The organism is Bacteroides faecis MAJ27 (assembly GCF_900106755.1).
In the GTDB taxonomy this organism is placed as follows: Bacteria; Bacteroidota; Bacteroidia; order Bacteroidales; family Bacteroidaceae; genus Bacteroides; species Bacteroides faecis.
This window is the reverse complement of record NZ_FNNN01000003.1, coordinates 253,566-274,138: the sequence shown is the minus strand read 5'-3', so window position 1 is coordinate 274,138 and position 20,573 is coordinate 253,566. Positions and strand designations below refer to the sequence as shown.

14 protein-coding genes and 2 tRNA genes are annotated in these 20,573 nt (G+C 42.1%); 10 read left to right on the top strand and 6 right to left on the bottom strand.

The genetic code is table 11. The annotated features are described in order from the left end of the window. Positions 1 to 7 precede the first annotated feature (7 nt). The 3 genes from BLW31_RS24665 to BLW31_RS04445 all read left to right on the top strand — a co-directional run bounded on the left by BLW31_RS24665 (position 8) and on the right by BLW31_RS04445 (position 6,112). The gene (locus tag BLW31_RS24665; RefSeq protein WP_050544926.1) at positions 8 to 4,519 is read left to right on the top strand and encodes a DUF6443 domain-containing protein; all 4,512 of its coding nucleotides are present in this window, start codon (positions 8 to 10) and stop codon (positions 4,517 to 4,519) included. Between the two features lie 278 nt (positions 4,520 to 4,797). After that, the gene (locus tag BLW31_RS04450) at positions 4,798 to 5,211 is read left to right on the top strand and encodes a hypothetical protein (RefSeq protein WP_010537753.1); all 414 of its coding nucleotides are present in this window, start codon (positions 4,798 to 4,800) and stop codon (positions 5,209 to 5,211) included. Positions 5,212 to 5,374: 163 nt separating this feature from the next. Then, positions 5,375 to 6,112: a hypothetical protein gene (locus BLW31_RS04445; RefSeq protein ID WP_010537754.1), complete on the top strand. Its 738-nt coding sequence runs from the start codon at positions 5,375 to 5,377 to the stop codon at positions 6,110 to 6,112. Between the two features lie 92 nt (positions 6,113 to 6,204). Here BLW31_RS04445 and BLW31_RS04440 read toward each other — a convergent pair whose 3' ends face one another. Next, a complete protein-coding gene (locus BLW31_RS04440) occupies positions 6,205 to 7,254 on the bottom strand; it encodes a leucine-rich repeat domain-containing protein (protein ID WP_010537755.1) in 1,050 nt (349 codons plus the stop codon). Positions 7,255 to 7,357: 103 nt separating this feature from the next. Between BLW31_RS04440 and BLW31_RS04435 the strand changes: the two genes are divergently transcribed. Continuing rightward, positions 7,358 to 8,254 carry a CPBP family intramembrane glutamic endopeptidase gene (locus BLW31_RS04435; RefSeq protein ID WP_010537756.1) on the top strand — a complete coding sequence of 299 codons (897 nt, stop codon included), beginning with the start codon at positions 7,358 to 7,360 and terminating at the stop codon, positions 8,252 to 8,254. Here BLW31_RS04435 and BLW31_RS04430 read toward each other — a convergent pair. Beyond that, positions 8,226 to 10,358 (bottom strand): Tex family protein, encoded by a 2,133-nt coding sequence (locus BLW31_RS04430; RefSeq protein ID WP_010537757.1) that lies wholly within the window; start codon positions 10,356 to 10,358, stop codon positions 8,226 to 8,228. The genes BLW31_RS04435 and BLW31_RS04430 overlap by 29 nt on opposite strands. Positions 10,359 to 10,475: 117 nt before the next feature. Between BLW31_RS04430 and BLW31_RS04425 the strand changes: the two genes are divergently transcribed. The 3 genes from BLW31_RS04425 to BLW31_RS04415 all read left to right on the top strand — a co-directional run bounded on the left by BLW31_RS04425 (position 10,476) and on the right by BLW31_RS04415 (position 15,138). Beyond that, positions 10,476 to 12,401 (top strand): sensor histidine kinase, encoded by a 1,926-nt coding sequence (locus tag BLW31_RS04425; protein WP_010537758.1) that lies wholly within the window; start codon positions 10,476 to 10,478, stop codon positions 12,399 to 12,401. After that, positions 12,398 to 14,140 (top strand): bifunctional metallophosphatase/5'-nucleotidase, encoded by a 1,743-nt coding sequence (locus BLW31_RS04420; RefSeq protein ID WP_010537759.1) that lies wholly within the window; start codon positions 12,398 to 12,400, stop codon positions 14,138 to 14,140. Before BLW31_RS04425 ends, BLW31_RS04420 begins: the two co-directional genes overlap by 4 nt. 95 nt (positions 14,141 to 14,235) lie before the next feature. Continuing rightward, positions 14,236 to 15,138: a helix-turn-helix domain-containing protein gene (locus BLW31_RS04415; RefSeq protein WP_010537760.1), complete on the top strand. Its 903-nt coding sequence runs from the start codon at positions 14,236 to 14,238 to the stop codon at positions 15,136 to 15,138. 63 nt (positions 15,139 to 15,201) lie between these two features. Here BLW31_RS04415 and BLW31_RS04410 read toward each other — a convergent pair whose 3' ends face one another. Next, positions 15,202 to 15,786, bottom strand: coding sequence for a Crp/Fnr family transcriptional regulator (locus BLW31_RS04410; protein WP_010537761.1), 585 nt, complete (start codon positions 15,784 to 15,786; stop codon positions 15,202 to 15,204). A 101-nt stretch (positions 15,787 to 15,887) separates the two neighbouring features. Between BLW31_RS04410 and BLW31_RS04405 the strand changes: the two genes are divergently transcribed. Next, positions 15,888 to 16,622, top strand: a complete 735-nt coding sequence (locus BLW31_RS04405; protein ID WP_010537762.1) for a DUF3845 domain-containing protein — start codon at positions 15,888 to 15,890, stop codon at positions 16,620 to 16,622. A gap of 169 nt (positions 16,623 to 16,791) precedes the next feature. Here the strand turns inward: BLW31_RS04405 and BLW31_RS04400 are convergent, their stop codons facing one another. The 3 genes from BLW31_RS04400 to BLW31_RS04390 all read right to left on the bottom strand — a co-directional run bounded on the left by BLW31_RS04400 (position 16,792) and on the right by BLW31_RS04390 (position 17,288). Next, positions 16,792 to 16,998, bottom strand: a complete 207-nt coding sequence (locus tag BLW31_RS04400; RefSeq protein WP_010537763.1) for a hypothetical protein — start codon at positions 16,996 to 16,998, stop codon at positions 16,792 to 16,794. Positions 16,999 to 17,063: 65 nt separating this feature from the next. Then, positions 17,064 to 17,135, bottom strand: a tRNA-Glu gene (locus BLW31_RS04395). Between the two features lie 66 nt (positions 17,136 to 17,201). Continuing rightward, positions 17,202 to 17,288 (bottom strand) — tRNA-Ser (locus tag BLW31_RS04390). A gap of 820 nt (positions 17,289 to 18,108) precedes the next feature. On the opposite strand from BLW31_RS04390, the gene BLW31_RS24340 reads away from it, so the two are divergent. Then, complete coding sequence (locus BLW31_RS24340) at positions 18,109 to 18,552, top strand: hypothetical protein (RefSeq protein WP_010537764.1); 444 nt, start codon at positions 18,109 to 18,111, stop codon at positions 18,550 to 18,552. Between the two features lie 312 nt (positions 18,553 to 18,864). Continuing rightward, positions 18,865 to 20,529: a putative transporter gene (locus tag BLW31_RS04375; RefSeq protein WP_010537765.1), complete on the top strand. Its 1,665-nt coding sequence runs from the start codon at positions 18,865 to 18,867 to the stop codon at positions 20,527 to 20,529. The last annotated feature ends 44 nt before the right edge of the window (positions 20,530 to 20,573 follow it).

Sequence of the window (20,573 nt, the reverse complement as noted above, 5' to 3'; positions counted from 1 at the left end):
ATCAGATATGAAGAATTTTTTATATTGTATGTTTATAATGACATTGCTATCCATTGATAGTAACGCTCAACCGGGTAATTCTATCAGTGAATTACGTAAAAGTGATCTATGGACTGATTTGGGAGAGATTCTTGAACCAGTGATTGTTCGCGAGACTTATGATACCAGAAATGGGACAAACAATTATGGGAATGAGAATAATGATATTTATTTCTCTTTTTCTATATATCGCCCAACCCTCATTGTTTCCCATTTCAATGGATCGAGCTTAGAGGATGTTGAAGCTCATTTGCTGTATTTCCCATTAAGTGAACCTATGGATAATCTTGTTGATGTGGGAGACCCTGTTACATCGGGTAATTATGTAGAAAAGATGGAGGAGAAAATAAAATTACTACCTTACCTGAATCTTCATTTGGAAGAGAATATTGGTCATGGAGTGATTGGATCACTTTTTGTACAAATACTGCAGCCTGGTTATTATATCTTTCAGTGTGAAGGAGCATCAACATTTGGGAATGATTATAATGGAGAAATTACTAGTAATATCTATATTAATCCTTTGGGAACTTCTATGGAAGCACCGATGGAAATAGGGGACTTCTCGGATGATTTTAACTATCATTTCTCTGGTTTGTTTGATTTTGACGATTCGCAGGAATTGTTCTTTTCTGTAAGGTTGAACTATCCAATGGAAATTAATCTCTCTCCGGAACAAACGGTTGAGTCTTTCCATTCAATAGAAATAATGGAAAAATCGGGTGCAATACTGGCAACAAGCGATGGGAGTCAATTGATAAAAAAAGCAATGCTTGATGCAGGAGATTATGTGATACGTTCGTTTATTAAAGCGAAAAGAAATATACAGCTAAATATATCAGGTAGTACAGACATCCTGAAAGGAGATAAAAAAGAAAAACCGATTGATATAGACTCTGTGATATTACCATTAGATTTTCAGGATACATTCAATACGGAATTTTTTACTGATTTCTATCATGGAAATACTACATCAGATGTGTATTACCGTTTGAAAATTAACTCTCCTATGGATATTCTTGTTTCAGTTCCTTCTTCTACTGTTGAAGGAGGTGTAAATGTTTATTTGCTAAATGAGGCTGATTTTCTTAAAGGGACTTTGGATACAAATAATGATAAAAATCTTTATGTTTCAAACTTATCTGCAGGTACATATTATATTGTAGCGGAAGGCAGTAAGAATAATGGTGAGATAGCTCTCCGGGTTCAGGGATATGAGCACTTTGATAATGTACGTTCCCGTGATAAGAATTATGTTGCTACACGTACCTATACGCAGGAAACAGGTATTAGATGGCAGGATAAGACAGACTATTACGATGGTTTGGGACGTTTGGAACAATCTGTCTTGAAATACTCCCAGAGCAAGAATGATATAGTAGCCTATCAGGAATATGATGCCCAGGGACGAAGTTCCAAGCAATGGTTGCCCACTGCATTTCAAGATAATGGAGGAAAGTTCATTCTTCCTGATGTGGTAAAAAGTAAAGTGATAGCTACGTATGGTGATAACGTTCCTTACTCCCGTCCGGTATATGAAGCTTCTCCGCTGAATCGTATTCTCGAACAATACGGTCCCGGACAAGGCTGGCAGGATAATCATCATAGTGTGAAAAATACCTATCTGACCAATATGACAGGTACGGATACATTGAACTGTATCCATTTCACTGCAACGAACGTAAGTGATACTGTCATGCGAATCAGTCGCATTGGTAACTATGCGACAGGGCAACTTTATGTCACCCGTGTGGAAGATGAAGATGGTAATCCGTCTTTCGAATTTAAAGACAAACTGAATCAGCTTGTCTTAACCCGTCAGATCATACAGACCGGAAGAAATAAGGAACTATATGATACCTACTATATATATGACGATTTCGGCAATCGGGTGGCTGTACTTCCTCCGGCAGCTTCTTCCATGTTTGGAAGTGGCAGTTCCACAAGTTGGATGAGTAATACGGATGCGACGCTTCTGCAATATGCCTTTTTATACAAGTACAATAGTCGTAAACTCCAGATAGCCAAGAAACTTCCGGGTTGTAGCTGGTCTTTTTATATCTATGATAAGGGAAAGCGGTTGATTTTTTCTCAGGACGGTAAGCAGCATAGTCGTGGTGAATGGTCGTTCAGCATTCCGGATATGTTCGGACGTGAATGTTTTTCGGGGATTTGCAGGAATGCGTTGAATCCTTTTGCCGATCCGTTACTTTCTTCGGTTGTCGGTGCCTCTTGGTATTCCGGTTCTTCTTCTGCCGGTGGCAGTGGATCGTATAAAGGTTATAGCTTGTCGGGCATCACTTTGACTTCTTCCAGCTTACTTTCAGTCAAGTATTATGATGATTACTCTTTCTTGGGCAGAAACGGATTTCCGGTTTCTACAGATGCCGGTGTTTGTTATGATGTCAATGCAGAGTCGGAAGGTTTTGGCAAACGTCATTCGGCAAGTTCCCGGGATATGCTTACAGGTAATATGATAGCCTGTCTTGATGAAAAAGGGCAGTCCTATCTTTATACTGTGATGTATTATGATGATCACGACAGAGTGATACAACGTAAATCGAATAACCGTTTGAACGGCGGAGTTGAAAAAGATTATATTGCTTATAATTTTATTGGCCAGCCTACAAAGCATAAGCATATCCATTCTGCTGCAGGCAAAGCGACCCAAAGCGAAGTTTACTCATATAGCTATGATTATGCGGACCGGTTGCAAACCACCACTCACTGCTTAAATAATGGACCGGTAATGACTCTTGTCAATAATGAATACGATGAACTGGGGCGCCTGAAACATAACAGGCGGAATGGGCAATCTAATTTGCATACGAATTATGCTTATAATCTCCGTTCGTGGACTGAATCAATCAGTAGTCCTCTGTTCTGTGAGACATTATATTATAATGACACCCGTTCCAACCCAACCAATACCCGTTATTACAACGGTAATATCTCCGGTATGGACTGGAGTGTAAATGGCGATAAAAAGCGTGGTTATGATTTTTCTTATGATAATCTTTCTCGGTTGCTCTATGCGGACTATCTTGAAAATAATATTCGCAATCATAACTTTAACACTTCTTATAACTATGATAAGCAGGGGAATATAGTCTCTCTGATGCGTTCCGGAAATCAGAATACTACCTATGGAATAATTGATAATTTGACTCTAAATTACCGTGGTAATCAGCTAATAAAGGTTGAGGATACTGCATCAGATTCAAATCTTTCGGTATCATCTATGGATTTTAGGAATGGTGCGAAGCAGGATGTGGAATACTTTTATGATGAAAATGGTAATCTGATTAAAGATTTAAATAAAGGTATAGCTGATATTCAATATAATTTATTAAATTTGCCAAGACGGATTACTTTCAATGACACAAACAAATCTACTCATGAGTATGTTTATTCTGCCGATGGAAAGAAGTTATCCGTCATTCATAAATCTTCTGCCGAGAATCGTACCGATTATATAGGTAACATGATTTACGAAAATGGTTCTTTAAAACGTATATTGGTGGATGGTGGCTACATTGAAAATGGCATTTACTATTTCTATTTGCAGGACCATTTGGGTAATAATCGTGTGGTGGCTAAATCGGACGGGACAGTAACTCAAACAAATCATTATTATCCTTTCGGCATGTCGTTTACAGAGAGTACTCACGGAGATAAACAACCTTATAAATATAATAATAAGGAGTTGGATATGAATAATGGCTTGAACAGGTATGATTATGGAGCAAGGATGTACGATCCGGCTTTGGGAAGATGGCATGTGGTTGACCCGATGGCGGAGAAGTATTATTGGGAGAGTCCATATGGATATTGTGGAAATAATTCGATTAATTGGATTGATCCGGATGGACAAATGAAAGTTATTTATAATCCAGATAGAACTTATAAAGAAACGACTCATAATAATTGGTTTCACAATACCTTTATCGGACGAAAAGAGTATATTGATTACGGAGATCAGAAAGTAAATCTCTCTGAATCGGAGTTCTGGCAATGGCAGATCACAGGAAAGTATGACAATGTAGGTTCTGTATCAAGTTTAATAAGTAACTTAGAACTTACTCTTAATGAACCTCCTACAGGATTGATTGATGGAGCTGCTAAGTATGCGGCATCGTCAGTTTATTCTTTAATGAATTCTCCGAAAGTGTGGTTGACGGGTAAGTCATGGGCGGGAACATATGCAACTCCTGATGAGAGAGTAAATGGATTTATTAATGTAGCTACTCAGAGTTTTCCTGCTTCCCGTTTATTGAAACAATTACAGCCGGTTTCATGGCTAAAATTTAAATATGCCAATCCTCACATTCCTACAAAGATTAAGCATTCTGTTTATGATATGGAGATGAGAAGGTTTGATGAAATAAATCGTAATCCCAATGCGTTTAAAAAGATGAATGATGGTATAGATGGCTTTTTGTATATTAATAAAAAGAGAAAAAACGATGAGAGGTATTGATTATCTTGGTACTCTGATTATGTGGCTGGTAGTACTAATTGGTTGGCTGATAAAAGGGGGTAAAACCAATCTTCTAAAAGAGATTGCGAAAATAGATGATTCTGCAAAAAGGAATGTGGGAATAATTTTTGTAATCTTCTTTTTGGGGCCCATATTCTTAGGTGAATGTAGGGGCAATTAGGTTCTCTTTTTCTCTAACTTCGATATGAACGGGAATCTAATTCGTGAATCATATCGGAGTTAGTATGATTTTAATAGTAATTCATTGATAATAATATATGAAAAATATAGAAACAAATAAGTACTTTGCCATAATGTCCGAGAAAGATGATGTGGAATTAATGCGAATTATAACTGTAGAACGTGCGGATTATCAAGCTGATGCTGTGATTGCCGCAGAAGAAGAATTGGAAAGACGGGAAATTTCTCCATCTATGTATCAGGACTTTACAGAAGAAGTAGAAAAACTTATTAAGGTAGAAATAGAAAAGAAAGTGGAAAAACAGCATCTTCCTTTGTCAACATGGGTGAAAGTGATGGCATTTATTTTTCCCTTTCCGTTGTTTTTCATCATAGGATTAGTGCTTATATTATTCGACTATCAAATACGTGGTAAAGAACTCTGTAAATGGATATTCTTTGGATGGGTGTTCTATTTTACTCTTTTGGTGATTATGAAAATATTTCTTTAATATATTTGGGGAGTGTTATTATTAATCAAGAGTAATATTTAGGTGTTCATGAGTACTATGAGCATAGAATAATGAACTGGAGTAAAAACAAGTACCCACTGGAAATGCTATAATGCTCAATTGAATCATCCAACCTTCAAAAAATTACCTAAAGACCAACAAGATGAAATCAGACGGAGAGAATATGAATATTACATCAATCGTAATCATTAAAAGAGTAATCGGTTTTACATGTGTTATTCTATTGTTACTAACAAATGTATATGCCCAAGAAAATGAGATATCGATTGACTTGGAGTTAGTAAGTGTATGGGAGAGTGAGTATCAACCTAGTCCTCAAGGATTGATAAAGGGAGACACTCTTCCAGAAATTATTAATTTTGAATTTATCGTGTATAATCACACCGATAAAGCTCTCATGTTCGGTTCTAATAGTCATCTCTATTATCATCCGGATTGGAATAATTCAGAGTATGGAGAAATTGGTCGTTTTTTAATGATAAATGGTGCGGATACTATTTCATTATATACGAAAATGTCAGGTTTAGGTGCCAATACATTATATGATAATGAAGTTATTTGGGGATCTATAGAGAGCTTTCATGATTTAGAAACTCATCCTGTTTTTAGACCGTTTTTTAATCGGTGGAATTATGTAGGGAAAGATCGAGGCAAAGAGCTTTATAATTACTTAAAGGATTGTCAGTTTTTATATGTTCCGATACCGGCAGATTATCAACGAAGGCTTGATAAATTTGAAGATAAATCAATGATCAATCAGATTACCTATCCTCGTGATACTATTCAGATAAAAAAGAAAGATCCTTTTGAAATTATTGTTAGTGATTCAGAAGAAGAGTATTATATTTATCCTCCGATATCAATAAAACAGGATGAATAGCTCCATCTGATGCTGAAATCTTTATTATGCCCTAAGATAATTAACCCATGATAGTTATTTTATCTTAGGGCATATTCTATTTCAATTCATTTTTATTTCTTATAAATCAACTTACTTGGCACCCCGTTTCCGAAGAGTTCATCGCCTAGCGTTGTAATCTTATCACCTGTAGCGAGCACATAGCGCAGATTATCGCATCCCATGAACGCTCCGAACTCGATAGCCGTCACACTGGCAGGTAGTTCAAGTGTTCCGGCAAGTCGTCCGCAGTTGCTGAATACCCGTTGGCCGATGGTCTTGAGGTTATGTGGCAGCTTGATCTTCAGGAGATACTTCTTCTGAGAGAAAGTAAAGTCGGGGATAGAGGTGGCATTGGTCTTTGAAATGTCGAGAGACACAAGGTTCGGCATATAGTCGCGAAGCAGTTTGAAATCGGCATTATCCAGTTTTCCTTCAATAGTCAGGAAGTTAATATCTCTGGGTTGCAGTCCGGCTTTCATAATCTCATCTTCCAGCTTGCCCATAGCACCCACTTGGATCGTGGCTTCCAGCGGTTCGCCTTCGATAAATGCAAAGTTCTCCCATCTGTTTTTAAAACGGTAGGCGTCGCTGCTGCCCAATGGAACGAAAATAGCCGTCACACTGTCGGCCAGAGCTTCCGGCAACAGGTTAGGAGCTGTCTTCTTGCGTATCTGACAGATTTTCAGGTTGTCACATCCTTTGAAGGCGGCATCTTCGATATTCTTTATCTTTTCGGAAAGAATCACTTTTTCCAGTGTCTGCTTACCTTTGGTCATTCCGTTTACCACATTCGAGAAGGCGTAGGCGGGGACAAAATTGGCCATATAGATGTAGAACTTTCCGTTAGGATACGTTCCGGCCTTGCCGCTGTACATCTTGATTTCGGCATTGGAAATATCGAGCACCTTCAGGCTGGGAAATTCATCGCGGAGATGTCTGAAGTCTTCCGCATTCAGTTTTCCTGTCAGTGTAAGGTGGGTGATGCTGTTGGCTTCCTCTTCGGTCATCATCGAGATCAATGTGCCGGGCTTGCTGACATAATACGTTTTGCTTACTTGTGCGGTTGCTCCCAAAGTACTGGCAACCAATAAAAAACTTATCAGTAGTTGTCTTATTTTCATAATTATGCAGATTTGTTCTGACAAATATAGGAAAAATAGGTAAGACACGATGTTTTTTTATGTTTTATATCTAATTTTGTAGCGTGATTAACAAAAAGTAAAAATGGAGACAGAAGAAATCAGAGAAAAGAAAGAACCGAAAAGACTTCCCGTATGGGCGTGTATCCTGTTGTTTGCACTGGGGCTTTTCGTATGTATGGGACTGTATGGTACAATAGGATTCGGATTATTGTCTCTGATTCTTGGCGATGAGGCGCGACACCCCGGATTGTTGGTGTACACTGTGACGGAAGCCAATATGCTGCTGTCTGTGTTGACTCCGGCTGTGATTCTGCTTTATTTTGAACGCCGCCCCTTTTCTGACTTGGGGCTGACACTGAAAGGGCATGTCCGGGGACTGTGGTATGGACTGCTGGTGGCGATGTTGCTCTACCTGATCGGCTTCGGGCTTTCGCTGGCTATAGGTGAAGTAGAAGTAACAGGCTTTCAGTTCGATCCTTTAAATCTGCTCGGCACTTTTGTGTTCTGCCTGCTGGTGGCCTTGACTGAAGAGATCATGATGCGCGGCTACATACTCGGGCGTCTGCTGCATACCCGGATGAATAAATTCCTGGCTCTTTTCGTTTCTGCACTGCTGTTTGCATTGCTGCATATCTTCAACCCGAATGTGGCTTTTCTGCCGATGCTGAACCTGGTGATTGCAGGTATGTTGATCGGTGCTTCCTATTTATATACACGGAATCTTTGTTTCCCCATTTCCCTCCATCTTTTTTGGAACTGGATTCAAGGCCCGATATTGGGATATCAAGTAAGTGGAAACGATCTGGGAACATCGCTGTTGACGCTGCATCTGCCCGAAGAAAACGTACTGAATGGCGGAGCCTTTGGTTTTGAAGGCTCGCTCATTTGTACAGTACTTATGATAATCTTTACGATTTTAATTGTGTGGTGGGGCGAAAAGCGGGAGGCAATCAGTCTTGCTGTACCCCGATCATGCTAAGCTGAATCCGCTTCCGGTCGGTATCTACATTCATCACTCTGACCATGACGTGCTGGTGGATGGATACGATTTCCGTAGGATCGGATATATATCGCTCGGCTAACTGGGAAAGATGTACAAGCCCGTTTTCCTTGATACCTATATCGACGAAAGCTCCGAAATTCGTAATGTTGCCTACGATGCCCGGCAGGATCATGCCTTCGCGCAAGTCTGCGATGGTGCGCACGTTCTTGTCGAATTCAAATACCTTGATCGTTTTACGCGGGTCGCGTCCCGGTTTGTCGAGCTCCTGCATGATGTCCTGTAAAGTCGGCAGGCCCACAGTCGGCGTGATATAGTCCGATATCTTGATTTTCTGGCGTAGTTCCTTATTCGCAATCAGTTCGTTGGCGGTACATTTCAGGTCTTTCGACATTTGCTCTACGATGTGGTAGCTTTCCGGATGCACTGCTGTGTTGTCCAGCGGATTCTTTGCTCCGGGGATACGGAGGAATCCGGCACACTGTTCGAAGGCTTTGGCACCCATGCGGGGGACTTTCATCAATTCCTTACGCGAATTGAAAGCTCCGTTCTCGGCGCGGTAGTTGACAATATTTTGCGCCAGCTGCGGACCCAGTCCGGAAATGTATGTCAGCAGATGGCTGCTTGCGGTATTCAGATTCACACCTACCAGATTCACACAGTTTTCTACAGTCTGGTCGAGGGCTTTTTTCAATTTCGTCTGGTCTACGTCATGCTGGTATTGTCCGACGCCGATGGATTTGGGATCGATCTTTACCAGTTCTGCCAACGGGTCCATCAGCCGGCGACCGATAGAGACTGCTCCACGCACCGTTACGTCATAATCGGGAAATTCATCACGGGCGATCTTGGATGCCGAATAAATGGAAGCTCCCTGTTCGCTGACCACGAAGACCGGAATTTGCCGGTCGAAAGTCTGGTGATTGATGAAGTCTTCCGTCTCGCGGCTGGCTGTTCCGTTGCCGATAGAGATGGCTTCAATCTCATAGGCTTCTATCATTTTGCGGAGCTTGGAAGCCGCTTCGCCGGTTTTATTGACCGGAGGGTGGGGATAGATGTTTTCATTGTGCAACAAATTGCCCTGCGCATCCAGACAGACTACTTTACAGCCTGTGCGGAAGCCGGGATCGATAGCGAGTACCCGTTTCTGTCCGAGCGGAGGAGAGAGGAGCAATTGGCGGAGATTCTCCGTAAACACACGGATAGCTTCGTCATCAGCCTTTTCTTTGGACTGTGCAGCAAACTCTGTTTCAATGGAAGGTTTGAGCAGACGCTTGTAGGCATCGGCAGTGGCTTCGCTTACCTGACGGCTGCATTCATTGTTGCCATGTACGAACTGGCGGTCGAGGCGTTCCAGACAGGCTTCGTCATCCGGACTGATGGATACTTTCAGCAATCCTTCGGATTCTGCGCGGCGAATGGCGAGGAGACGATGGGAGGTGCAGCGTTTCAGTGATTCGGAGAAATCGAAATAATCACGGTATTTGGCGGCTTCTTCTTCCTTGCCTTTCACTACTTTGGCAGTGATCGTTGCCTGACGGGCGAATTGGTTACGTATGGCATTACGGGCGCGTTCGTCCTCATTCACTTGCTCAGCGATGATGTCACGGGCGCCTTTCAGTGCATCTTCTGTGTCCTTAACTTCACCTTTGACGAAGGCGGAGGCTTTGGCGCTGAGATTGTTCTCTCTTTGCAGCATCAGGATCATGGCAAGCGGTTCCAGCCCTTTCTGTCGGGCTGCTTCGGCACGGGTCTTCCGTTTGGGCTTGTAGGGCAGGTAGATGTCCTCCAGCTCCGTAGGATTCCAGGTGTCGTTGATACGCTTTTCGAGTTCGGGAGTGAGTTTGCCTTGCTCGTTGATGGTATTAAGAATCGTTTCCTTCCGTTTGGCTATGTCGCACAACTTGTCATGTTGCTCCTTGATGTTCTCTATCTGTACTTCGTCCAGTCCGCCTGTGGCTTCTTTACGGTAACGGCTGATGAAAGGGATGGTGGCACCTTCTCCCAATAAATGGAGAGTACTGCTGATTTGTCTTTCCGGTATTCCCAGTAATCCGGAAATCATTTGGTGAAATAGTTCCATATACAATTTTTTTGCGAATGAATGAGCGACAAAAATACACATAAATCTGTTATAGCCGACAAGTTTTAGTATATTTGCAGCCTAAAATGAGATAGTAACACTTCAAAACTTACAAGTATGATGAGATATATAGGATACCTGTTTATCTGTTTGCTATGGCTTTTTCAGGCCACAGAGTTATTTGCTGTCTCTAATGATAAAAAGCCGATCTTAATTATCTGTTCTTATAATCCCGCTGCGCATCAAACTTCAGTAACGATTTCCGACTACATGGAAGAATATAGTAAACTGGGAGGAAAACGTGATATTGTCATTGAAAACATGAACTGCAAAAGTTTCTCCGAAGCCCCGCTTTGGAGCGGCATGATGACGCAGATTCTTTCTAAATACCAGGGAGAAAAGCATCCGGCACAAATCATTCTGCTGGGACAGGAAGCCTGGGCAGCGTATCTGTCTCAACGGGATTCCATACAGGTGAAGGTACCGGTGATGTGTAGCCTTGCCAGTAGCAACATCGTCATACTGCCTAAGGATACGGTTGCCGGACTGGACACATGGATGCCGGAATCGGTCGATCTGTTTGCCGATCAAATGGATATACCGGAATTGAAGTCGGGATTTATCAACCAATATAATATAGAAGATAATGTCCGTATGATCAAGGCGTTTTATCCGAATACGGAACATATCGCCTTTATTTCGGACAATACTTACGGTGGTGTCACGATGCAGGCACTGGTGCGGAAGGAAATGAAGAAGTTTCCCGAACTTGACCTGATCTTGATGGATGGCCGTCGGCATACAATTTATACGATTGTAGAAGAGTTGCGCCATTTGCCGGAGAATACGGTGATTATGGTAGGTACTTGGCGGGTAGACATGAACGAGGGTTATTTCATGCGGAATGCGACTTATGCCATGATGGAGGCTACTCCGACCATTCCCGCTTTTACTCCGTCCTCTGTGAGTCTGGGATACTGGGCCATCGGCGGAGTGTTGCCCGACTACAGGAAACTGGGAAAAGACATGGCATTGTCATCTGTGCAGATAGATCAATATCCGGAGGATGACCGGCAACATCTTTCCGTTATCGGTTGCAAAGCCGTACTCGACAGCCGGAAAGTGAAGGAGTGGAGCTTGAATCCGCAGGTTCTTCCTTTTGATGTGCAGATTATCAATCAGTCGGTTTCATTTTATCAGCAATATACTTATCAGATTTGGTCGGCATGTGCGCTATTTGTCATTCTGGTGCTGGGCCTGTGTATCTCGCTCTTCTATTATTTCCGTACCAAGCGTCTGAGGGATGAACTGCTGAAATCCGAAAAAGACCTGCGGGTGGCAAAAGACAGGGCGGAAGAATCGAACCGTCTCAAAAGTGCTTTCCTCGCTAATATGAGTCATGAGATACGTACTCCTTTAAACTCGATTGTGGGTTTCTCGGATGTGCTCGCTGTAGGCGGCAGCACGGAGGAGGAGCAACAGACTTATTATCAGATCATCAAGACGAACTCGGATTTGTTGCTTCGCCTGATTAATGATATTCTGGATCTCTCACGTCTGGAGGCGAATAGGGTGACTTTGACTTGGGAAGAGTGTGATGTGGTGCAGGTATGCAGGCAGGTGGTAGCATCGGTCAGTGTTTCGCGGCAGTCCGGCAATCAGTTTCTGTTTGCCAGCGATTACGAGTCATTCGATATGGTGACGGATATACAGCGTATGCAGCAGGTGATTATCAACCTGATGTCTAATGCGGATAAGTTCACCAAAAAAGGAAAGATCACACTGGAATTCTCGGTGAATAAGGCGACAGGTATGGCCGTGTTTTCGGTGACGGATACGGGGTGTGGCATCCCGAAGGAGAAACAGAAACTGGTATTCGAACGTTTCGAGAAACTGAACGAATATGCCCAGGGAACAGGTCTGGGATTGTCTATCTGTAAATTGATTGTCCACAAATGGAAAGGTGATATATGGATCGACTCCGAATATACGGGAGGAGCACGGTTCATGTTCTCACATCCGCTTAAAATAGAAAAAGAATGAAACGATTTGCATGTATCTACGTATGGCTTCTTTGCCTCGTGCTCTCTGTTGCGGCACAGGAGAAAATTGTGAAGCTGAAAATTGTACAGACAAGTGATGTACATGGTAATTATTATCCTTATAATTTTATTACCCGTAAGGATTGGCAGGGCAGTCTGGCGCGAATATATGCTTTTGTGCAGAAAGAGCGCGAACAGTATAAGGAAAATCTTATCTTGCTCGACAACGGCGATATACTGCAAGGGCAACCTACCGCCTATTACTATAATTATATAGATACGGTTTCTCCTCATCTCTGCGCGGAAATGATGAACTATATGAAGTATGATGCCGGAAATATGGGAAATCATGATGTGGAAACCGGGCGTGCCGTATTCGACCGCTGGATAAATACCTGTGACTTTCCGGTGTTAGGAGCTAACATCATCGATACATCGACCGGAGAACCTCATCTCCCTCCTTATAAGGTGATGGAGCGTGACGGAGTGAAAATCGTCATTTTGGGAATGATCACTCCTGCTATCCCTGCATGGCTCTCCGAGAATCTGTGGAAGGGGCTGCGCTTTGACGATATGGAGGAGACAGCACGCAAATGGATGAAGATCATCCGTGAAAAAGAGAATCCGGACTTGATGATCGGTTTGTTTCATGCGGGGCAGGAAGCTTTCAAAATGTCCGGTAAGTACAATGAAAACGCTTCTCTGAATGTTGCAAAGAATGTTCCCGGTTTTGACATTGTACTGATGGGGCACGATCATGCACGTGAATGTAAGAAGGTAATGAATGTGGCAGGAGATTCAGTACTGGTTATCGACCCGGCAAGCAACGGAATCGTTTTGTCCAATATCGACGTAACCTTAAAGTTGAAAGACGGAAAGGTGCGCAGCAAAGATATCCGGGGAGTATTGTCCGCGACAAAAGATTACGGAATCAGTGAGGATTTTATGAAGCATTTTGCTCCCCAATACGACACTGTCCGCAACTTTGTTTCTAAAAAGATCGGTACATTCACCGAGAGCATCTCGACCCGTCCGTCTTTCTTCGGGCCGTCTGCTTTTATCGACCTGATTCATACCTTGCAGCTTGATATCACCGGCGCGGAGATTTCTTTTGCTGCACCGCTTTCATTCGATGCGAAGATTAATAAAGGGGATGTGTATGTCAGCGATATGTTCAATCTGTATAAGTATGAGAATATGTTGTATATGATGACCTTATCCGGGAAAGAAATCAAGGATTATCTGGAAATGTCTTATTTCATGTGGACCAACCGGATGAAGTTTCCGGACGATCATTTGCTTTGGTTCAAAGAGAAACGCCGCGAAGGTGCGGAAGACAGAGCTTCTTTCCAGAATTTCAGTTTCAATTTTGATTCGGCATCGGGTATTATCTATACTGTGGACGTCTCCAAGCCGCAAGGAGAGAAGATAACCATTATCAGCATGGCGGACGGCAGCCCTTTCCTTATGGATAAGATTTATAAAGTGGCTTTGAACTCTTATCGGGGCAATGGCGGCGGTGAATTACTGACTAGAGGTGCAGGTATTCCACAGGAGAAACTGAAAGAACGTATTATCTTCTCTACGGATAAGGACCTTCGTTTTTATCTGATGAATTATATAGAAAAGAAAGGTGCGATGGACCCGAAGGCGCTGAATCAGTGGAAATTCATTCCGGAGAAGTGGACTGTTCCGGCTGCCAAACGCGATTATGAGTTTTTGTTCGGAGATAGTCAATAAGTGGGGAAAAGTGTTCTATTTGACTGATAATATCTGACCTTAGGTTGAATGTCTGATTATTACTGGTATCTTTGTCGCAAATAAAAAGAGAAAGTATGGATATTCAAGGTGTTCCTAAGATAGGTATTTCTTCGGTAGTTCATTCTAAGCATATAGATCCTAACAGTATTGATGTTGTCGATAATGATATAGCGCTTTTCGATACGGAAAGCGTTACTTCCCTTTATAATGGTCCCAGTAAACTGGAAGTGGTAAGCATCGGACTTTGTCTGGAAGGCTCCACCCGTTTCAATATCAGTTTGCGTGAGTTTGAGCTGATTCCGGGAAGAATGGTTATTGCGTTGCCCAACCAGATCATCGAGCATCGTCAGTTTAGTGCTAACTTTAGGGGGATTTTCTTTGCTGTATCAAAGAATCTGCTGGAATCATTGCCCAAAGTCGGAAATGTGCTCTCATTCTTTTTCTTTCTGAAAGATTATCCTTGCTTTGATCTCAACCTGCACGAACAGGAAATGATTAAAGAGTATCATGCTTTCATCAGGAAGAGATTGAGGAATAAGGAAGATATGTATCGCAGGGAGGTAGTAATGGGATTGATGCAGGGGTTCTTCTTTGAACTTTGCAACATATTCAACAGTTATGCACCGGATTCTTCTGCCGTTGTCAAAAGTAAAAGCCGTAAGGAATACATATTTGAACGCTTCTATGAATCTTTGATTCAGTCTTATCAGTCGGAGCGTAGCGTGAAGTTTTATGCCGATCAATTATGCCTGACGCCGAAACATCTGTCCGGTGTTGTGAAGGAAATCAGCGGAAAGACAGTAGGGGAGTGGATTGATGAATTAGTGATTCTGGAAGCAAAGGCACTCCTGAATTCTTCGAGCATGAACATACAAGAGATAGCTGACCGGCTAAACTTTGCCAACCAGTCATTCTTCGGTAAGTACTTCAAGCATTACACCGGCATGTCTCCCAAAGAATACCGGAAAAGCAGATAGCTGAGAAATGGTGAATGACTACGGCAGCGATAACGGGAGATTTTCATCGCTGGGACCGGCATTCTACAGGACACCTGAGCGTACGCGGCTCAATGTTTCCGGTGTCATCAGCAAGTAGGAAGCGATATCTGCCAGGGGAGCCCGCTTGATGATTTCCGGATGGGTCTCGAGCAACAGGTTATAACGTTCGCGGGCGGATTCGAAACGCCAGGAGTCAGCCTTGGTTTGCGATACAATCAGGGAATATTCCAGTATTTTCCGGTAGAACATGTTGATTTCCCAGTTTTGTTTTGCCAACTGCAGCATCTTGTCATAAGGACACAGGTAAATGATAGCAGGTTCCAGCGTCTCTATAATCAACCGTGTAGGAACCTGTTTTAGTAAGCTTTCGATACACATCACGATACATCCCTCGTATGAAAAGTGTTCGGTGACATCTTTCCCGTTTTTATAGTAATATTGCCGGAGCATCCCTTTCCCGACAAAAACTAATTCATGGGCTACTTCTCCTTCATTGAGTGCAATCACTCCTTTGGGAAATTCTTCACGTATCAGGATGCTTTCTATCTGCCGGCGTCCCTCTATACTCATCTCAGGGAAGCGGGAATTTACGACGGCATTTACTGTTTCTCTTAGTAGTGTATCCATGTCATTAATAGTCTTGTTATGTGCAAAAGTACTAAAAACGGTTGATATAAATCGGGTTGATTCAAAAAAGATGTATCTTTGTCTCCAAAATAAGGATGTGTATGATGATGAATAAGATAATAGGATTGGCAGTTCTACTGCTTTGTATGTCAGGTTGTGTCAGAGATAATGATGCTATATATTACCCCGTAGGCGATGTGGATATTGAAAGAGGAGGTCCGGCACTGGAAGTCGGAGAGGGGGATGTCTTGGTGGTGCGAAGCTATAATGAAGAAGATTATGTATTGGATACGATAGCTCAATACCCGAATGACCCGACTTTGGGTAAACTGACGTTTATGATTGATCTGAAAAACCAACAGAAGGATCAGAATGTTGCCAGTTTTAACGGAGCTGGTAAATCAAAACTGACCATGAGCCTTGGATATAAGGATGGCAATTATCCTGCGGAAAGCCAGGTTCCTATATACACTTCGCAGGATATCACCGCTAAATATGCAATCAAACTTCGTCTGAAAGGAGAACTGACTGTATCCGGTGATGAATGGATGATAGATTATGTATATGCCCAACTGGCTAGCCTGTTCCAGCCTTATCCTCCGACAAGCTTTCCTGAAGTCTTTATGTGCAAGGGAGGGATGAAACTGGGAACTTTCGACTCCTTCCGCAGAACCTGTACTTTTGATATCGTTTATGATCGTTCCGACCTCTCTTTTAGTCAGTTATACTTCAATTTATTTATCAATTTAGCCGGTCAGAAGCGGGAAAACAGGGTCAAACTGCGGATTGATAAGGAATCTTACTTCGAACTGTATGAGCAGAGTGAAGAACTGTAACTAGATAGGCGTTTCTTCAATTATAGACAGGTTTCTACGTGAAAGATGGCAGTTTTGACTGGATATAACATTCTTTTACAGAAAAAACTTTGAATGTTCAAATAATTATTAAATTTTATAATGTCCTAATACTACACTAATAAGCATCACTTTCTTTTTTAAATTACGCTTATTTTACCTCTTCTACTTCATATCCATCCTCTGCTTTCTTGCATTTGAAAACGCAGTAATCCGGATTACTTAAAGCATTATCAAGGCTTTGGGGCAGAACGATCTCTTTCGTCTGTTTGTCGATTGCTATCAATGCGTAATATATACCTTCTTCTTTACATTGCTCAATCAATACCTTTTTCAATTCTTCTACGTTATATTCCATTTTTTGAGATATGAACACAATAAAAAAGCCTCTTACTTCGATGTAAGAGGCTAACTAAAATTGAGTAGTGGGTACGAGAATCGAACTCGTATTACATGCGTGAGAGGCATGTGTCCTAACCGTTAGACGAACCCACCGTTTGTTGATGAATTTAAAAAGAGCCAAGTCTATAAAACTTAGCTCTTTTTATTTAGAGAATTTTGCGGAAGCTGGGGGATTCGAACCCCCGGTACGGTTACCCGTACGTCAGTTTAGCAAACTGGTGGTTTCAGCCACTCACCCAAACTTCCTTGAACCCGCATTCTCTCTCAAATGCGGTGCAAATATAGGGGGAACTTTTGGACTACGCAAATCTTTTAGCAAGATTTTTTTTACCTGTTTTATGATTAAAGAGATAACTTGCTATGTTTCAAATGTTAAACGGATTATTTTTTTTGAAAATATTTTTTCTCGCTATTTATAGGGGAGAGTGGTTACCTTTTTAATTATTAGATAGGGGGCGTTGTACCATCAGAACATTTACATTAACATTCGTTATTTTGGGGAATGAAGTATGATTTATGGGGGATGATAACAGGAAATAAGTGAATGACAAAAGGCATTGGCCAATCAGATATTTTGTGGATGATTTCGTATCTTGGAGGATTTATAAAAAAAAGAGCATAAAAAAAGGCTATCTATCCCAGACAGCCAATCTTTTTGTTAACCTTAAATCTAATACTATGAAAAACACATTGCAAATATACGGAGTTTTACGATATCTGCAAATAAATCAGGTAAAACGGGGCGATTTATAACATTGATTAAATAATTAAATCTTTGATTCAATCTTTATTAAGGTTTCAGAGGGCGGTAGAGTGTCTTTTTAATCTGTATTTTGATAAATCAGGTTATTTATTTCAATTGTTTTTTGGGGGGCACGGTGGTTGCTTTGGAGGGCTATGGAATTCATAGATATCCTGTGTGTTGGGGGATTTACCTCTTCCATTAGGTGAATTCCCCTAAATAAGTAGGAATTTTCAATTTCATAAGGAAAATTCATTCTATACTTTTGTGATATCGAAAGATAAATGATAGGATTAATAAAGGAACCATTAAAAATAAAGGAATATGAAAACGAACGCATTTAGATACTTAGGACTGGCTTTAATGGCTGTATTAACGTTGAGTCTGACTTCTTGTGAAGTAGAAATCGATAGTTTTTATGATGATGATAATATCGGTGGTGGTTACTACAATCGTTCTGCTGATTTATGTAGCCGTACATGGGTAAGCTTTTATCGGGATATGGACGGTAACCGTTGCCGTCAGGAACTCGACTTTTATTTGGACCGGACAGGTGTTGATTTTATACGGGTTGAATATCCTAATGGACGTGTGGAAACCTTTGAATATAATTTCCGCTGGAACTGGGAGAATTATGCACAGACTTCCATTCGTATGGATTACGGTCGCAATGATGTATCCTATCTGGATGATGTATATATCGGCGGAAATAGGTTGAGCGGTTATCTGGACGGTCGGAATAACTTCGTGGAATATACAGGTCGGTGAGAGATGCAGCCGGTAGGTGGAAAGGCCGGCAGATGGAAAGAAAATGATTACACAAAAGATAGCAGGTAGAAAGATCCCGGATAACAACAGGTAGAAAGATTACTCAAGGAATAGGTTGAAAAGGTAAAAGGCGATAGGTAGAGGTGACAGGTAAGAAGATTATGGATAACAGATAAATAATTTAAGGGATAACATATAAGATTTCAGGATATTAATAATTTAGAGAAGGGATAGGGCGCGAAATGAAAGCTTAAAAGTTTTGAATGGGACTAAATAGTTTTTATCTTTGCGCCCTATTAGTATGCTTAATTCATGGAGTGGTTATATAATCTGTTTCTCGAACATTCTGCCTTACAGGCTGTTGTGGTACTTTCGCTGATTTCTGCGATTGGACTGGGGCTGGGAAGAGTGCATTTCTGGGGAGTATCCCTGGGGGTCACTTTTGTTTTTTTTGCAGGTATCCTTGCCGGACACTTCGGGCTTTCGGTTGATCCACAGATGCTGAATTATGCGGAAAGTTTCGGTCTGGTTATTTTTGTGTATTCTCTCGGACTACAGGTAGGGCCCGGTTTCTTCAGTTCTTTCCGAAAGGGAGGAGTGACGCTGAATATGTTGGCGTTGGCAGTAGTCTTGCTGGGTACTTTGCTGACTGTTGTTGCCAGTTATGCGACAGGCGTGTCGCTTCCTGATATGGTGGGTATCCTTTGCGGAGCCACGACCAATACTCCTGCGTTGGGAGCTGCACAGCAGACATTGAAGCAAATGGGCATAGAAAGCAGTACTCCGGCTTTAGGATGTGCGGTTGCTTATCCGATGGGAGTTGTCGGTGTGATTCTTGCTGTATTGCTGATCCGTAAATTCCTGGTTCATAAGGAAGACTTGGAAATCAAAGAAAAGGACGATGCCAATAAAACTTTTATCGCAGCCTTTCAGGTACATAACCCTGCCATTTTTGATAAAAGCATCAAGGATATAGCCCACATGAGCTATCCGAAGTTTGTCATTTCCCGTTTGTGGCGTGACGGTCATGTCAGTATTCCTACTTCCGATAAGGTGTTGAAGGAAGGCGACCGTCTGCTGGTGATTACAGCAGAGAAGAACGTGATGGCTCTGACGGTACTTTTCGGCGAACAGGAAAACACGGACTGGAATAAGGAAGATATAGACTGGAACGCGATCGACAGCGAATTGATCTCCCAGCGTATTGTCGTAACCCGCCCCGAACTGAATGGAAAGAAGCTTGGCTCATTGAGGCTGAGAAACCATTATGGAATCAATATCAGCCGTGTTTACCGTTCGGGAGTACAACTGCTTGCTACTCCGGAACTGGTTCTCCAGCTGGGTGACCGCCTGACAGTAGTAGGTGAGGCGGCAGCTATTCAGAATGTAGAAAAAGTATTGGGAAATGCGGTGAAAAGTCTGAAAGAACCTAATCTCGTTGTCATATTCATAGGTATCGTACTGGGATTGGCGTTGGGAGCGATTCCGTTCTCTATTCCGGGAATCAGTACCCCTGTGAAGCTAGGCCTGGCAGGTGGACCGATCATCGTAGGTATTCTTTTGGGAACTTTCGGCCCACGAATACACATGATTACTTATACTACCCGCAGCGCGAATCTGATGTTGCGTGCCTTGGGGCTTTCCATGTATCTGGCCTGCCTGGGGTTGGATGCCGGTGCCCATTTCTTCGATACTGTCTTCCGTCCGGAAGGACTGCTCTGGATTGCTCTGGGAGCTGGCCTGACAATTATTCCGACAGTTCTGGTCGGCTTCATCGCCTTTAAGATAATGAAGATAGATTTTGGAAGTGTATCCGGAATGTTGTGTGGCAGTATGGCAAATCCGATGGCCCTGAATTATGCGAACGATACGATACCGGGTGATAATCCCTCCGTCGCTTATGCTACGGTGTATCCGTTGTGTATGTTTCTGCGGGTGATCATAGCGCAGGTGCTGCTGATGTTTTTATTAGGTTGACGGTGAACATTAAGGGCTGGAAATTGTAATAAGTAGATGATAAA

What these genes read in the sequence shown, in the direction of transcription:
- BLW31_RS04440 (WP_010537755.1), bottom strand. Translation starts at nt 7,254, where the DNA reads ATGAAAATAAGACAACTACTGATAAGTTTTTTATTGGTTGCCAGTACT.
- BLW31_RS04375 (WP_010537765.1), top strand. Translation starts at nt 18,865, where the DNA reads ATGGAGTGGTTATATAATCTGTTTCTCGAACATTCTGCCTTACAGGCT.
- BLW31_RS04400 (WP_010537763.1), bottom strand. Translation starts at nt 16,998, where the DNA reads ATGGAATATAACGTAGAAGAATTGAAAAAGGTATTGATTGAGCAATGT.
- BLW31_RS04430 (WP_010537757.1), bottom strand. Translation starts at nt 10,358, where the DNA reads ATGGAACTATTTCACCAAATGATTTCCGGATTACTGGGAATACCGGAA.
- BLW31_RS04415 (WP_010537760.1), top strand. Translation starts at nt 14,236, where the DNA reads ATGGATATTCAAGGTGTTCCTAAGATAGGTATTTCTTCGGTAGTTCAT.
- BLW31_RS04405 (WP_010537762.1), top strand. Translation starts at nt 15,888, where the DNA reads ATGATGATGAATAAGATAATAGGATTGGCAGTTCTACTGCTTTGTATG.
- BLW31_RS24340 (WP_010537764.1), top strand. Translation starts at nt 18,109, where the DNA reads ATGAAAACGAACGCATTTAGATACTTAGGACTGGCTTTAATGGCTGTA.
- BLW31_RS04450 (WP_010537753.1), top strand. Translation starts at nt 4,798, where the DNA reads ATGAAAAATATAGAAACAAATAAGTACTTTGCCATAATGTCCGAGAAA.
- BLW31_RS04445 (WP_010537754.1), top strand. Translation starts at nt 5,375, where the DNA reads ATGAAATCAGACGGAGAGAATATGAATATTACATCAATCGTAATCATT.
- BLW31_RS24665 (WP_050544926.1), top strand. Translation starts at nt 8, where the DNA reads ATGAAGAATTTTTTATATTGTATGTTTATAATGACATTGCTATCCATT.
- BLW31_RS04435 (WP_010537756.1), top strand. Translation starts at nt 7,358, where the DNA reads ATGGAGACAGAAGAAATCAGAGAAAAGAAAGAACCGAAAAGACTTCCC.
- BLW31_RS04425 (WP_010537758.1), top strand. Translation starts at nt 10,476, where the DNA reads ATGATGAGATATATAGGATACCTGTTTATCTGTTTGCTATGGCTTTTT.
- BLW31_RS04410 (WP_010537761.1), bottom strand. Translation starts at nt 15,786, where the DNA reads ATGGATACACTACTAAGAGAAACAGTAAATGCCGTCGTAAATTCCCGC.
- BLW31_RS04420 (WP_010537759.1), top strand. Translation starts at nt 12,398, where the DNA reads ATGAAACGATTTGCATGTATCTACGTATGGCTTCTTTGCCTCGTGCTC.